We start from the raw sequence: 14563 nt of genomic DNA, 5'->3' as shown, positions 1-14563 counted from the left end.
TTCAACCAAGCCTAAAAATGCCCTTATTTTAGTACGAAATCGTGTGCGGTTTAAAGATTAATCTAAATACAGTGCCCTTACCTACTATACTCTTAACTTGGATTTTTCCATTATGAAGTGTCATAATCTGTTTGCAGAGGCTCAGGCCAATACCACTTCCAGTTTTCTTTGAACTAAAGAATGGCACAAAAATATTCTCAATGATTTCATTTGGTATTCCCTTACCATTATCGAAGACCTTAATTACATTATTTCCAGTAGAAAGACGTTCAGCCGATATTGAAATTTTAGCGTCTTCAACCGTTTCAAAAGACTCCATTGCATTCAAAATTAAATTGATGAGCACCTGCTCCATCAAATAAATATCAATATTGAATAGAATATCGGGTTGAGGCGACTTAAAACTAGTTGCAATACCCTTTTGCTGAAGCGTAGGAGCCATAAGAGATTCAATATTCTGGAACAATTCTTTAGAACTCACTTCTGATAGAATTAATTGGGTCTTTTTATTAAGGCTGCGATAAGTTTGGGCAAATTTCATTAGACCCTCACTACGTTTTTTAATACTAAGAATACCCGAATTAATATCCTCTAAATCTAAATGTTGCTCTTTTGGATGTTCAATATTTGCTTCGATTGAATTGTGTAAGGTATCCGCTAAAGAAGATATAGGGGCTATACTATTCATAATTTCATGCGTCATTACACTCAATAATTTTTTCCAAGCCTCGTCCTCAGTTTTATTCAGGGTTGCCTCGACATTTTGAACCACAATTAATTTAATGGAGCTATCATCAATCTTAAAAATAGAATCAGACACTAATACTTTTATGGTTTCTTCCCGAATATTTAAGGTAATCGGGTTTGCCTGGTTATGGGTGGCAAGAAAAAGTCTATTGTATTGTTCCTCCCTTCTTGACTTTACAAAACTGATGTTTTTAAAGCGAGGGAAATCCACCAGATTCAAGAAAGATTCATTCACCCATAGAACATCGCCAGAACGTTGTTCGAATGCGATGATACCCACATCTACCATTTCTAAAATCTTCTGCAAATACAAGTATTGGGCTTGTCTCTCACTATTGATGCGCTTAATGGTCTTATTTATCAAATTAAAGCCTCGATGTAGTTGTCTGCGCTCATTAGATCCGTGATTTTCGCTAAACCATGTCGAAAAATCCCGATATTTTACAGCTTCGAAAAAATCGTTTACTTCCCTAAAATACCGACGCATAAATCTAAAAAGTCCGAAAAATGCAAAGAGAAAAACAAGCGAACCAGTCACTATAAAATACACTCGATTTTCAAGTATACCATAGGTTAAACCAAAAACACTAATGGTTAATAATAAGACCCGCCAACCTAAGGCTACAATAAAATTCCTAAAGATCATATTTGTTCAACCTTCTATACAGTGCGGCTCTGGTAAGTCCTAATTCCTTTGCAGACTTGGAAATGTTACCATTATTCTTGTCTATCACGGCAAGAATGGTATTCTTTTCCAGTTCCTCCAAATTCGTTTCTTCTGGTTTAAATTTTTGGCTCAGACTTTCTATTGATGAAAACACCAAATCATTCTTTGTAAGTTTATCCCCCTCAGACATAATTACAGCCCTTTCAATGACATACTGCAACTCTCTTACATTCCCTGGGAAGGAATGAGATTTCAGTTTATTCAAAAATCCGTCACCGAAAGAAAAAGGCCCTTTGGAATATTTATCTGAATACACGTCTGAAAAATAGTGCGCCAATAAGGTGAGATCATTTCCCCTTTCCCTAAGAGGAGGCATAACAAAGTCTACTGTATTAATACGATATATTAAATCTCTTCGAAACCGATTTTCATCAGCCAGTTCACTAATGTCTAAATTAGTTGCACAAATAAGCCTAATGTCTAGATTCACAGGCTCAATAGAACCTAAGGGAGTAACCATTCTGTTTTGCAAAACCGTCAACAAACGTGCTTGTTGTCTAGGACTTATATTTCCGATTTCATCTAAAAAAATAGTACCTCCATTTGCAGCTTCAAACCTACCCATTCGGTCTTGGCGGGCATCGGTAAAAGCTCCTTTCTTATAACCGAATAATTCACTCTCAAATAAACTTTCGGTTAAAGAACCCACATCCACCTTAATAAATGGTTTGTTCTTTCTTTTTGAATTTTCGTGAATTGCCTGAGCGATTAAATCTTTCCCGGTTCCATTTTCACCTAAAATAAGGACATTGGCATCAGTTGGCGCTACCTTTTTAATCTTAGTGAAAATTGCCTGCATTGGCTCACTATCACCAATTATTTTAAGATTTGAATTGACTTGTAGCGGCTTGGGCGTACTGCTTTTTTTAGATTCAACTAAATCCTTAATAGCTTGAAGCATCTTTTCATTTTTCCATGGCTTAACCACAAAATCTGAAGCCCCTTTCTTTAAAGATTTTATTGCCAAATCTATGTCCCCATAAGCTGTAATGAGAATAACATCTACTTTAGGATTGGTTTGTTTAATGCGATTTAACCAGAACAGACCCTCGTTACCAGTATGAACCAAACCATTGAAATTCATATCCAGGATTAAAACGTCGAACTGTTGCTCCATTAAAAGTCCCTCAATAAGATTCGGGTTTGTAGTTGTTTGAACCTTTTTAACATGTGATTTTAGCAATAGTCTTAGGGCGAGCAATACATCCTCGTCATCATCGATAATCAATATGTTAGCCTTACTCAATTGCATGCATTACAATATTACGGAATTAGCCAACCTTCCAAAAAAATTAAACAACTAGATTATCTAATAAAAAAAAGTGTGTCATTATCGGACAGTTAATGTAACAAATCCGAACACTTCTAGTCTTTATTAAAAGTACAATCCATTAACAAACAGTTAATTAGCTGATTGGCACAGTTTTCCCAATTTAATCCGCAAAGAATTTATATATGGACATCCCATTAGAGAAAAAAAGATTCAATCGCTCTAAAATAATGATGATTGCGGCTGGTGCATCCATTGTCGCTTTAATAGTTTACGTAATGATAGCCACTAGTGGTCCTTCAAAATTAAATGTTGAAAAAGACCGCATTACCATCAGCACCGCCCAGGTAGCTCCATTCCAAGAAAACATACCTGTAAATGGAATTGTTCTTCCTTTAACCACAATTTATTTGGATGCTGTAGAAGGAGGTCGTGTTGAAGAGAAATTCGTTGAGGATGGTGCAGTCATGAAAAAGGGAGAACCTATTTTGCGTTTGTCGAATACCGATTTAGAGTTAAGCCTTGTTAACCAAGAAACGTCTGTTTATAATCTACTTACACAAATGCAGATCTCCCAAAATGCTGCACGACAAAATACCATAAATAAACTTAACCAATTTACGGATGTTGAAAACAGTTTGGTGGAAGCAAAACGGGTTTATGAATTAAACAAACGGCTTTACGATAAAAAGGCTATCGGTAAACAAGAGTTACTTAAATCTGAAAATGATTATAACTACCAAAAGGAACGAATGGTTTTGGCTAATGAAATCTTGAAACAAGATTCCATTTCGGTAAAGCAAGAGCAAAATCAAATCGAAAGTTCTTATGCCCGCACACAGAATGCATTAGAATTGATGCGAAGAAAAGTGAATGATCTTGTGGTTCGGGCCCCAGTAGACGGACAGTTAACATCTCTAGATGCTGAAATTGGTGAATCTAAAACTAAAGGTGAACGACTTGGACAAATAGATGTTCTTACCGGGTTTAAAGTAAGAGCGGATATAGACGAACATTATATTTCCAGGATTTATACTGGGCAAAAAGGCACCTTCCCTTTTGGAGGAAAAACACACACTCTGGTTATCAAAAAAGTATACACCCAAGTTACTAGCGGAAGGTTTCAGGTAGATATGGAATTTGAAGGTGAGACTCCCGAGGGAATTCGCCGTGGACAATCGTTACAAATTCGGTTAGCCCTTAGTGAGGAAAAAGAAGCATTGTTAATCCCCAAAGGTGGATTTTTCCAAGAAACAGGCGGTAATTGGATATTCAAAATTGCACAGGGTGGAAGTTCTGCTCGTAAAGTAAATATCTCGTTAGGTAACCAAAGCACTGAGTATTATGAAGTATTAGAAGGCTTGGAAGCAGGGGATAAAGTTATCACCTCCAGTTATGACAATTATGGAGATGTAGGCGAATTAATCATCAATTAAAATCAATCAAAAAACGAACATATTTTTTAATAGAACTAAAATGATAAAGATTACCGACTTAGAGAAGTACTACAGCACAGAAGAAGTGCGGACAATTGCCTTAAACAAAATTTCTTTTGATGTAAAGGAAGGCGAATTCGTAGCAGTAATGGGACCTTCAGGTTGTGGAAAATCCACACTGTTGAATATCCTTGGCATGTTAGATGACCCAGATGGTGGTAGCTTTGTTTTCAATGGAACCGAAGTGGCTGGTTACAATGAAAGAAAGCGCGCCAATTTGAGAAAACACAATATCGGGTTTGTGTTTCAAAGCTTTAACCTAATCGACGAGTTAACCGTTTACGAAAATGTTGAACTTCCATTGATTTACACTGGTGTTAAACCAGCGGAGCGCAAAGAACGTGTTGAACATGTACTGGAAAAAATGCAAATAATGCACCGTCGAAATCACTTCCCACAACAACTTTCAGGAGGTCAACAACAACGGGTAGCAGTGGCTCGTGCAGTGGTCAACAATCCTAAACTGATTTTAGCAGATGAGCCAACCGGGAACTTAGATAGCTCAAACGGTAATGAAGTGATGGACATGTTAACAGATTTAAACGAACAGGGAACTACTATAATTATGGTTACACACAGTGAACATGATGCTAAGTATAGCCATAGAATTATTAGAATGTTAGACGGACAGAAGGTTACAGAAAATGTTTTAGTCTAACAATCAAACATCATCAATCAATTAATCTCAATCATCATGCTCAAGAATTATCTTAAAATCGCTTGGAGGAATATCATTAGAAATAAAGGTTTTTCTTTCCTAAATATTGCCGGACTTTCTATAGGCCTTGCCGCCACTATGCTGATTTTATTATGGGTAGGTTTTGAAGTTAGCTACGACAACTTTCACGAGAAAAAAGATCGGATTTTCGAGACCTACAATCGCTATAATGTAAGCGGGGAAATCTGGGCATGGAATACTACTCCCAAAATTATGGCTCAGGCCATAAAAAATGATTATCAAGAAGTTGAGAAGGTAGCCCGTTTAGATTGGCCTAATTCAGCATTGTTTTCTTTTAAGGAAAAAAGAATAAATGCCGATGGTCATATGGTTGACCCTGAATTCTTGGACATGTTTAGCTTCAAATTAATAAAAGGAGATCCTAAAACTGCTTTAGAAGGCGTAAACTCCGTTATTATAACCCAATCTTTAGCCCAATCCTTATTCGGTACTGAAAATGTATTAGGCGAATTGGTGAAAGTAGATAATGAGCATGAATTCAAAATTACTGGAGTAATGGAAAATCCTCCAAAAAACTCCTCCTTCAATTTTGAATATCTGATTCCATGGGCCTATATGGTGCAATTGGGATATGACGATGATCACTGGGGAAACAATTCAACTACCACTTATGTGCTATTAAAAGAGGGCGTTGATGCCACGGCCTTTAATAACAAAATAAAGACCCTAAGGAGCAAGTATGATAAGGATTCTCCAGATATGGAGACATTTTTACATCCCTTTACTAGAAAACATCTTTATTCCAATTTTGAAAATGGTCAAGAGGCAGGTGGCCGAATAGACATAATTAGAATGTTTACCATAATCGCAGGATTTATATTACTCATAGCATGTATCAATTTCATGAATTTAAGTACCGCCCGAAGCGAAAAAAGAGCCAAAGAAGTTGGTATTAGAAAAGTTGTTGGCGCCCAAAAACAATCGCTAATTAGTCAATTTATGGGTGAATCCTTTTTTATAACCATTATTGCGGGATTATTTGCTTTATTGGTAGTCGCGATTTTTCTCCCAAGCTTTAATCAACTTGTAGGCAAAGAACTATCCATAAATTTCACAAACAAATGGTTTTGGTTAAGCGGTTTAAGCATTCTTCTTATTACGGGAATTGTAGCGGGAAGCTATCCTGCCTTGTATCTTTCATCATTTAGACCTGTTTCTGTTTTAAAGGGAACCTTCAAGAAAGTGAACACTCTAATCGCTCCGCGAAAAGTGTTAGTTGTCTTACAATTCACCTTTGCTATCTCCCTAATAATTGCCACCATAATAGTGAACAGGCAGCTTAAAAATGCACAAGACCGTCAAATGGGCTACTCCAAGGATGGATTGGTGTATGTAATGATGGAAGGCGATACCAGAAAAAACTATTCATTAATCAAAAATGAATTACTTTCCTCAGGTGTTGCTGAATCTGTAGTTAAAACCAGTTCTCCCATTACTCAAGGCTGGAGCAACAGTTGGGGGTTTGAATGGCAAGGTAAAGATCCTAACAACAGAACAATTATTGATAGGTTCTGTGCGGATGACAAGATTGTAAAAACCGCAGGACTAGAGTTAGTAGCAGGACGTGATTTCGATTTGAATTCCTTCCCTGCAGACTCAACCGCTATGATTATTAATGAGTCTGCCGTTAAACTAATGCAATTTGATGACCCTATTGGCAAAATTGTTAAGGATAATGATATAGATTGGCATGTAATTGGAGTCATTAAAGACTTTGTTTTAAAGTCCCCATTCCAACCAATTGAACCATTGGCCATTGAGGGTGCCAAGGGCTGGTTTAATGTTATTCATTTTAAACTAAATAAGGAAAACTCTGTTGCGGACAATCTTGCCAAAGCAGAAACCATCTTTAAGAAATTCAACCCCGAATATCCCTTTACTTACAAATTTGTGGATGAGGAATACCAAGAAAAATTCGATAACCAAAAGAAAACCAGCGACCTAGCCTCTATATTCACGGTACTGGCCATTATAATTTCGTGCTTGGGATTATTTGGTTTAGCAAGTTACATGGCAGAAAGCCGGGTAAAAGAAATCGGAATCCGCAAGGTATTGGGAGCTTCAGTAGGCAACATAACAACCTTACTTTCTAAAGAATTTATAAAGTTGGTAATGGTGTCTTTCGTCTTGGCCATACCAATATCTTGGTATTTCATGAATCAATGGCTACAGAACTTCGCATACCGCATAGACATCTCTTGGTGGATCTTCCTTTTGGCTGGTTTAACAGCTATTATAATCGCTCTTATAACAGTAAGTTATCAATCTATAAAAGCAGCTATTGCAAACCCTGTTAAAAACTTAAGATCGGAATAAAGACATCATCAATCAAAACCTCATCAATCAATCATGATCAAAAATTATTTCAAAATAGCTTGGAGGAACCTCTGGAAGAACAAGGTCTTTTCCATTATAAATATTGTGGGTCTAGCCATAGGTATGGCTGTAACTTTATTAATTGGGTTATGGGTAAACAGCGAGTTAAACTACAACTCCCACTTTAAAAATCGAGATACTATAGCCCAAGTTTATCAGAGTCAAACCTTCAACAGTCAAATTGGCACAGGCAATGCGATTCCCAGACCATTGGAAGCGCCAATCAGGAATAATTTCGATAATTATTTTGAGCATGTTGTAATGTCATCTTGGAATTTTTCGAGGTATTTAGAATACGGTGATAAAAAACTGTCACGTGCCGGTAGCGCCATGCAAGAAGGAGCCATTGATATGCTTTCATTGGAAATTATGGCAGGTACAAGCGAAGGTTTAAAAGAACCTAACTCCATCATGTTATCAAGATCGACATCAAATGCATTATTTGGAAAGGCCGATCCTATTGGTAAAATAGTAAAATTAAACTCGGAGTATGACATGATGGTTACTGCGATTTATGAGGATATTCCCTTAAACAACAGCTTCAATGAATTAGATTATCTAATTCCATGGAAGCATTATGCAAATTCCCAAGAGTGGATTAAAAATGCATTAGATAATTGGGGGAACAACTCCTTTCAATTGTTTGTAAAACTAAAGGAAGGAGTGGATATGGCTGCGGCTTCGGAAGCAATTAGAAATGTTAAGAAAAATGCCAATGAGGATACCGCAGAATTTAATCCACAACTCATGCTATTACCAATGGAAGATTGGTATTTAAGATCCAAATTTGAAAATGGGGTTCAGGTTGGCGGAAGGATTGAATATGTTTGGCTATTTTCTTTTATAGGTGCGTTTGTGCTCTTGTTAGCCTGTATCAATTTTATGAACCTAAGCACTGCAAGATCTGAGAAACGCGCTTTAGAAGTTGGAATAAGAAAAACAATAGGATCCAACAGAACCCAAATTATAAAACAATTTCTGGGCGAATCTCTTCTTACCGTGGTATTGGCTTATGTACTCACCATTATTTTTGTGTTGCTTTCCCTAAAGGGGTTTAATGAGATTACAGGAAAAGAAATTGATTTCCCATGGAATGACCCTATTTTTTGGATAGGTTCTATTGTATTTATTTTATTCACCGCTCTAATTTCTGGAAGTTATCCCGCACTTTATTTATCATCCTTCAGACCAGTAAAGGTGATTAAAGGAACCTTCAAAACTGGAAGAATGGCAGCGCTACCTAGGAAAATATTGGTAGTGACACAATTCACGATTTCTGTAGCACTAATAATCGGGACCTTGGTAATTATGAAACAAATAAATTTCACCAAGGATCGACCAATGGGCTACAACACCTCAGGTCTTATACAAATCCCTGTAATGAGTAGAGATTTTATTGGTAAATATGATTTGATGCGGACGGAGTTTTTAAACTCTGGTGCCATAGTTGAAATGTCAGCATCTAGCAGCCCAACCACCAATGTATGGTCTAACCGAGCTGGATACGTTTGGGAAGGCAAAGAGCCAGGTTTCCAAGAGGATTTTGCCTGGGTTGAAGTAAAACCGGAATACGTAAAATCATTAGGTATGGAAATCGTAGAAGGGCGTGATTTTTCAAGAGAATTCGCCTCAGATTCTAATGCCATTCTAATAAATGAAACCGCAGCAAAATATATGGGTGTTCAAAATCCGGTCGGACTTTTACTTAGAGATGATGATGAAAATCCAGATCCACCAATGAAAATTATCGGCATTGTTAAGGATGTTGTTATGCAATCGCCATATGAGCCTATTAAACAAACCTTATATGTCTTTGACAAATATGACAACATCAGTTATTACAATCTTAAATTGAATCCGGATCAAAGTGCTTCAGATAACATTAAAACTATAGAAAAGGTTTACAAAACCCACTTCCCCGATTTGCCATTTGAATATGATTTTGTTGACGAAGAATACGGTGAAAAATTTGCTGCGGAAGAACGGGTTGCAGATTTGGCTGCAATTTTCACGGTACTGGCTATTCTTATTAGTTTCCTAGGTTTATTTGGATTAGCTTCATATGTTGCAGAACAGCGAACCAAGGAAATTGGGGTGAGAAAAGTGCTTGGAGCAACCGTTTCAAATTTATGGTTAATGCTTTCTAAAGATTTTTTGCTTTTAGTGTTGATTTCTTGCCTTGTTTCTTTCCCTATTGCATATCTATTGATGAGTAATTGGATTCAGAAATTCACCTACCGCACCGATATTTCTTGGTTTATATTTTTTTCTGCCGCTATCGGAGCAATTTTAATCACAATTATTACGGTAAGCTTTCAGGCCATTAAAGCGGCCACTGCAAATCCGGTTAAAAGTTTAAGAACAGAGTAAAGCTATTTTATCAATCAAAATCAATCAATTATGCTCAAAAATTCATTAAAAATAGCTTGGAGGAACATTACAAAAAGACCTCTGTTCTCTGTAATCAATATTATAGGGCTCGCAACAGGTCTGGCATGTGCCTTTCTCATTTTTATGTGGGTCCTCGATGAGCGGTCCGTAGATAAATTTCATGATAATGATGCCAATTTGTATCAAATCATGGAAAAAAGCACGGAAAACAATATTCCAATAATCCATGATGGTACTCAGGGCCTACTTGCTGAAGCCCTAGAAAAAGATTTACCAGAAGTTGAACATGCAATTACTCTGATGAATCTTGAAAAGGAGGAAATGAAAATAACTTTTAAAAGGGATAATAACTCTTTAAAAACAGTTGGCTTTTTTGCAAGCAAACCCTTTTTTGAAGTCTTTTCCTTTCCTTTAATTCAAGGAGATAAATCCACCGTTCTAAACGATAAAAATAACATTGCTGTTTCTGAAGATTTAGCCAAAAAATTGTTTGGATCAATAAACGAGGCTATAGGGAAAGACATAAGCTACAATTTTTTCGGCAAGGACTATTTGGCGAGGATAACGGGAGTTTTTCAAAATGTACCACAAAATTCAACCTTGAATTTTGATTATGTTCTAACCAAACAAAAACTCCTAGAAGACTTTTGGACTAATGGAACGGATTGGGGAAATACCGGACCCCAAACCTATGTGTTACTGCAAGAAAATACCGATATCTCACAGTTGGAAGGAAAAATAAAAAACTTTTTAGACAACTATGCAGAGGGCAACATCTTCACTATTTTCCTAAGAAAATTCTCTGATGCTTATTTAAATGGTAAGTATGTAGACGGTGAACAACAGGGTGGCAGAATAACCTATGTTAGATTATTTTCAATTATTGCAGCCTTAGTTCTACTTATAGCTTGTATAAATTTCATGAATTTATCTACAGCGAGGGTTACCACCAGGTTTAAGGAAATTGGCATTAAAAAAGTTGTAGGCACATCTAGAAAACAATTGATTGTACAGTTTCTAACAGAATCTTTTCTTCTTACTATAATCTCTATGCTGCTTGCCATACTGCTTGTCTTCTTTTTTATACCAACATTCAATTTTATAACAGGCAAAGAGTTAGAAATAGGATTTAATCTTTTCAATCTTACATTCTTATTAGCATTGACTGTTTTAACCGGTTTTTTGGCTGGAAGTTATCCCGCATTCTTTATGTCTGGCTTTACGCCTCTAACAACTCTAAAAGGAAAATTTCAAAGCAAGGCTAGTGAATTGTTTATTAGAAAAGGGTTGGTTGTCTTTCAATTTATGGCCTCACTGATATTGATTATTTCAGTTCTAATAATCAATAATCAGGTTAATTATGCAATGGATAAACCTATTGGTTATGAAAAAGATAATATGATCTATTTTGATTTGGAAGGCAAACCATATGAAAATACCACCGCATTCCTCGATGCTATAAAGGCCATACCTGGTGTGGTTAATGCTGGTGGAATCAATCAAACTTTGATAAGGGAAGATGGTGGATCGTCTACCTACGGACTTAGTTGGCCTGGAAAACAAGATGATGTACTTATCGATTTTGTAATTCGAAGTATTGATAAAAACTTAGTGAATACACTAAATATTGAAATGGCTAAGGGGCAACCTTTCTCCTCAGATTTAGGTGATTTAGACTCCTATTTATTATTGAACGAGGAGGCAGTTAGACTCATGGGTTTGGAAAATCCGGTTGGCGCCAAAATCATCCTTTGGGGAGAGGCAAAAACGATTTTAGGAGTTATGAAAAATTTTCATACTGCTTCTATCATGCAACCAATATCTCCATTAGTGTTTAAATATCAACCCAAAGAATTAAGTATGGCTATGCTTAGGATTGAGGCCAATTCTACACGAGAAACACTTTCACATTTAAGAGAGTTTTACAGCAACTATAATCCAGGATATAATTTAGATATTCAATTTCTGGACGAGACATTCAGGGCCCAATATAATAATGAGGAAAAAGTATTAAGTCTATCTAGCACTTTTGCTTATATGGCCATCCTCATATCTTGTTTAGGGCTGTTAGGACTGGCGGCCTTTAATACAGAATTACGAAGGAAAGAAATTGGTATAAGAAAGGTATTAGGTTCTTCCGCTTTCGGCATCCTAAAATTACTTTCAATGGATTTCCTGAAACTTGTTTTTTTATCAATAATCATCGCAAGCCCTATAGCTTGGTACATAATGGATAAATGGTTGTCTCAATTTGTATATAAAATTGATATCAACTGGTATGTTTTTATCGCAGCTGGTATAATTTCTATACTTATTGCCACAGTAACAATAAGCCTACAGACATTAAAAACGGCTGTCGCCAACCCGATTAAAAGTTTAAGAACCGAATAACTACATAGATACCTATAGAATGCTTAAGAATTATTTTACCATAGCCTGGAGAAACCTCATTAGAAATAGACTTTATAGTTTTATTAATATTGGCGGTTTGGCCCTTGGTTTATCAGCCTGTATTCTCATATTGTTCTATGTACGACACGAAAAAAGTTATGATAGTTTCCTTGAAGATGCGAATCGGTTATTCAAAATAAGGGCGCAAATGGTAATGAGTGGTGACACCATTTATACCCAAGCATTAAATTTTTCCGCCGCCGACCAATTAAAAGAAATCAATCCTTCTGTTCAATCTACTCTAAGGTTATTTTCTGAATATAAACCTGTTGTAATAAAGAATCCGAAGTCTACAACAACCCAACATTCCGAGATTAATTTCCGATATGCGGATGATAATTTCTTTGATTTCTTTTCCTTCAAACTGCTTAAAGGAAACCCTAAAGCTGCTCTTAAAAACCCATATTCCTTGGTTATTTCTGAAGAAATGGCCCAAAAATATTTCGGGAATGAAAACCCTATAGGTCAAAACCTTCAAATTAAAAAAGATAGCACTTACCTTTTTAAGGTTACTGGCATAATTGAAAATTCAAGATCAAATTCAACCATTTCAACTGATTTTATAGCTTCCATCAACAGTCATCGTACGATGGTTGAAACCAAAAGAAATTTTGAGTATTCCATATTCCGTGGCGGTGCTTATCCAACTTATGTAAAACTGAATGACATTAATAAAGTTGCACAAGTTGAAAAAAGCATGAATGACTTAGGCTCCCAGACGGAAACAGGAGCTAACGACACTTATATTTTAACTGCCTTAACTGACCAACATTTAAATTACGGTAAGACTTCTATTTCAAAATATCTCAACATCTTCCCATTGGTTGCTTTATTAATTTTATTGTTAGCACTTATAAATTATTTAAGTCTCTCAACCGCAAGGGCCACTTTGAGGTCAAAAGAAATTGGGGTTAGAAAAGTAAATGGCGCAAGCAGGAAAAACGTTGCAATTCAATTTTACGTTGAATCAACTGTCTATGTATCATTGGCATTTTTATTAGCCATTTTGGTGGCCATTACATTGCAACCTTGGTTTTTTAGCTTATTAAACTTAACAATAGACCAATCCTTTTTCCTTGACAAATCCTTCATTTTACTGATGGTAGGTTTATATGGAGCTACTATTTTATTAACCGGACTTTACCCTGCAGTTTTGATGTCTTCCTTTAACCCCATAGACAATTTAAGACTTAAACGATACAGTAACCAAGGGGGGATTAGTTTAAGAAAGGCTTGTACTGTTGTGCAATTTGTTATAGCCGTTGGACTAATAATTTGTGGTATCATCATCCATCAGCAATTAAGCCATATGCGACAAGTAGATGTAGGGCTGAACAGATCTGATCTTTTAATGATACCCCTACAAAAAACAATGGGGACTAATAGCACGGCATTTAGAAATGAAATTGAACAGTTGCCACAGGTAAAATCTACCGCAGCAGCAGATTATCCACTATACAGAGGTTATAATATCTTTTTTGCCTCCTCTGGTCAAGGTGATGATCAAATTAGTTTACCAATTTTTAATATAGATGAAAGTTTCTTTAAAACCTTAGGAGTTAAATGGAAAATAGCACCTAGCGATGAAACTTTATTAACTGCCGAAAACAAGGTAATTGTTAACGAATCAACAATTAAAAAGTTTCACTTAAGCCCTTATCCTATTGGTCAATCCATTTCTTTAGGAAATTCCAAATATGATATTGTTGGTCTGGTCGAAAATTTCCACTTTTCAAACATAGATGCACCTATTGATGCACTTGCAATGTTTGTTTCAGATAAATCTGCAGCAAATACAACCTTATTAGGGGAATTGGGGGGATGTCTTTTCGTGAAATTTCAATCAAACACTGATTTGCAAGGAATGGTTTCGCGCATGGAATCTATCCATTCTAAATTCGATGCAGAATCGCCTTTTGAATACGAATTTCTTGACGATGCTTTCGACAATATGTTTAAATCGGAAAAAACGCTCTCCTACATTTTCAACATTTTCATAGTTATAACCTTTATCATTGCTGGCATGGGTCTATTTGGTTTGGCTGCCTTTACCGCCCAGCAAAAAATAAAGGAAATTGGCATCCGTAAAGTCTTAGGAGCCTCAGTTTATCAAATAGCATCACATTTATCATTTGGCTTCTTCAAACTAGTTGGAGTTGCAATCCTTATAGCCATCCCTTTAGCCTGGTATTTTATGCAGGACTGGCTACAAGATTTTAAATATAAGATAGAGATTGAGTGGTGGGTATTTGTTCTAGCAAGTTTTGCCACACTATTAATCACCTTCCTAACTGTAGGATTTGAAACCATAAGAGCCAGCGTGGTGAATCCGGTAAAAAGCTTGAGAACAGAATAAAACAAGAAAT

The 14563-nt window shown here is 36.2% G+C and carries 8 protein-coding genes; 6 read left to right on the top strand and 2 right to left on the bottom strand.

All coding sequences use genetic code 11. The features are described 5' to 3' along the window. Positions 1 to 28: 28 nt before the first annotated feature. The gene (locus tag ISU00_RS09435; protein ID WP_228850409.1) at positions 29 to 1393 is read right to left on the bottom strand and encodes a sensor histidine kinase; all 1365 of its coding nucleotides are present in this window, start codon (positions 1391 to 1393) and stop codon (positions 29 to 31) included. Further along, positions 1383 to 2726, bottom strand: a complete 1344-nt coding sequence (locus ISU00_RS09430) for a sigma-54-dependent transcriptional regulator (RefSeq protein WP_228850408.1) — start codon at positions 2724 to 2726, stop codon at positions 1383 to 1385. Before ISU00_RS09430 ends, ISU00_RS09435 begins: the two co-directional genes overlap by 11 nt. Positions 2727 to 2929: 203 nt before the next feature. Here ISU00_RS09430 and ISU00_RS09425 point away from each other — a divergent pair, with 203 nt between their 5' ends. Genes ISU00_RS09425 through ISU00_RS09400 form a run of 6 tightly spaced genes read left to right on the top strand, consistent with a single transcriptional unit; the run spans position 2930 to position 14553 of the window. Beyond that, positions 2930 to 4180, top strand: coding sequence for an efflux RND transporter periplasmic adaptor subunit (locus ISU00_RS09425; protein WP_228850407.1), 1251 nt, complete (start codon positions 2930 to 2932; stop codon positions 4178 to 4180). A 40-nt stretch (positions 4181 to 4220) separates the two neighbouring features. After that, entirely contained in the window at positions 4221 to 4898 is a 678-nt protein-coding gene (locus tag ISU00_RS09420) for an ABC transporter ATP-binding protein (protein ID WP_228850406.1), read from the top strand. Positions 4899 to 4934: 36 nt separating this feature from the next. After that, positions 4935 to 7295, top strand: a complete 2361-nt coding sequence (locus ISU00_RS09415; RefSeq protein ID WP_228850405.1) for an ABC transporter permease — start codon at positions 4935 to 4937, stop codon at positions 7293 to 7295. Positions 7296 to 7328: 33 nt separating this feature from the next. Further along, positions 7329 to 9725, top strand: coding sequence for an ABC transporter permease (locus tag ISU00_RS09410; RefSeq protein WP_228850404.1), 2397 nt, complete (start codon positions 7329 to 7331; stop codon positions 9723 to 9725). A 30-nt stretch (positions 9726 to 9755) separates the two neighbouring features. Beyond that, entirely contained in the window at positions 9756 to 12137 is a 2382-nt protein-coding gene (locus ISU00_RS09405) for an ABC transporter permease (RefSeq protein WP_228850403.1), read from the top strand. 19 nt (positions 12138 to 12156) lie between these two features. Beyond that, positions 12157 to 14553 (top strand): ABC transporter permease, encoded by a 2397-nt coding sequence (locus ISU00_RS09400; RefSeq protein WP_228850402.1) that lies wholly within the window; start codon positions 12157 to 12159, stop codon positions 14551 to 14553. The last annotated feature ends 10 nt before the right edge of the window (positions 14554 to 14563 follow it).

It is taken from the genome of Aegicerativicinus sediminis, from assembly GCF_015476115.1.
Lineage (GTDB): Bacteria > Bacteroidota > Bacteroidia > Flavobacteriales > Flavobacteriaceae > Aegicerativicinus > Aegicerativicinus sediminis.
This window is presented reverse-complemented; position numbering and strand designations above follow the sequence as displayed.

Coding starts and splice junctions, on each gene's coding strand:
- ISU00_RS09410 (WP_228850404.1), top strand. CDS start 7,329: ATGATCAAAAATTATTTCAAAATAGCTTGGAGGAACCTCTGGAAGAAC.
- ISU00_RS09420 (WP_228850406.1), top strand. CDS start 4,221: ATGATAAAGATTACCGACTTAGAGAAGTACTACAGCACAGAAGAAGTG.
- ISU00_RS09425 (WP_228850407.1), top strand. CDS start 2,930: ATGGACATCCCATTAGAGAAAAAAAGATTCAATCGCTCTAAAATAATG.
- ISU00_RS09415 (WP_228850405.1), top strand. CDS start 4,935: ATGCTCAAGAATTATCTTAAAATCGCTTGGAGGAATATCATTAGAAAT.
- ISU00_RS09405 (WP_228850403.1), top strand. CDS start 9,756: ATGCTCAAAAATTCATTAAAAATAGCTTGGAGGAACATTACAAAAAGA.
- ISU00_RS09400 (WP_228850402.1), top strand. CDS start 12,157: ATGCTTAAGAATTATTTTACCATAGCCTGGAGAAACCTCATTAGAAAT.
- ISU00_RS09435 (WP_228850409.1), bottom strand. CDS start 1,393: ATGATCTTTAGGAATTTTATTGTAGCCTTAGGTTGGCGGGTCTTATTA.
- ISU00_RS09430 (WP_228850408.1), bottom strand. CDS start 2,726: ATGCAATTGAGTAAGGCTAACATATTGATTATCGATGATGACGAGGAT.